This window comes from Pseudoalteromonas sp. NBT06-2, from assembly GCF_002276045.1.
GTDB lineage: Bacteria > Pseudomonadota > Gammaproteobacteria > Enterobacterales > Alteromonadaceae > Pseudoalteromonas.
The window spans coordinates 1-1337 of sequence record NZ_NQMR01000353.1 but is presented as its reverse complement, the minus strand read 5'-3'; the positions used below and the strand labels follow the sequence as shown (position 1 = coordinate 1337).

Annotated in this window: 1 protein-coding gene; it reads left to right on the top strand. The window is 38.7% G+C overall.

Translation table 11 applies throughout. The annotated features are described in order from the left end of the window. The coding region (locus CJF42_RS27940) for a fibronectin type-III domain-containing protein (RefSeq protein WP_502694819.1) at positions 1–1337 on the top strand (1337 nt) is incomplete at both ends.

Sequence of the window (1337 nt, the reverse complement as noted above, 5' to 3'; positions counted from 1 at the left end):
CAACCTGAATGGTCTCCAGCTGAAGCGCAATCTGCATTAATGCTAACAGCTAATCAAGATACTTTAAAAGATGATGGTGTTACACCGTCAGATTTTTTTGATATGGGAGCGGGTTTTGCTAATGTAACTGCAGCAGCTCAAACTGGCTTAGTGATGGATGAAACTTATGCAAACTACATGGGCGCAAACCCAGCAGTAGGTGGCACTCCATCACAAATTAACTTAGCAACTATGGCTAATTCTAAGTGTGTTGATAGTTGTACTTGGACACGTACGGTTAAAGCAACTAAAGATGGTGCTTGGACATCAAGTGCGACAGCAATTAATGATGAAGGTTTTGCTATTACAGTATCTCCAGCAGCATTTGAACTTGAAGCTGGTGAAACTCAAGTATTAACAATCACTGCTGATGTAACAGCGGCTGATGCAGGTTGGAATTTTGGTAATGTAATATTGATGGCTGAAGGTATGCCTGAAGTTAAATTACCAGTTGCAGCAAAAGCAAGCGGTGATAACTTACCTGGTGCAATTTCAATCACAGCTCATCGTGATACAGGTACTATGACGTACACTGGTTTCACATCTAAAGAGTTATCTGATATTAAAGTGGGTGTTTACGACAAACATACCGATTTACTAGAAGCGCAAACTTTATCAGTTCCAGTAGACAGTTATGATTACTTCGCATTAACTTTAGATGAAGCAATGCCAAATATCAGCTTTATCAGCTCATCTGATGCAACGGATGTTGATATGCGTGTATTAGATGCTAATTTTGTAAAAATTGGCGCTAGTGCGGGTCCTGATTCAAATGAAGCAGTTTCATTTGTAAACTTACCTGCAGGTACTTATTACATTGTTATTGATGGTTATGCTACTGAAACTGAAGGTGGTGTTGATGATGTAACAGTAAGGGTGACTTCAATTATCACTGATGATGAATCTTTAAGTGAGCATGTTGAATCTACAGTAACAGAAGCTGATGGTAAATTTAGTCTGACTTTTAAATGGGATGGTGAAGTTAAAGGTGGTTTATTATCATTATCATCAGGTGATGATAGTGCGATTAAACAACTTCCATTCAGTATTAACCGTGGTGAAGATGATGTAGTTGAATCAAATGAAGTTGCTGGAGAAATGACTGCTGGTGAAGCTTCAACGGTTAAGTTCAACTTAGCACCTAACTTCAGCAATGAAGATAAGGTCTATACATTAACAGCAGATATCGCAGGTCATGACGCTGAAAACATTACAAATGATGGTGTACTTAATGGTTCAATGATCACTTGGAATGTTACACGTAAAACGGGCGAATCTGCAGAAACCCTTGAAGTAAG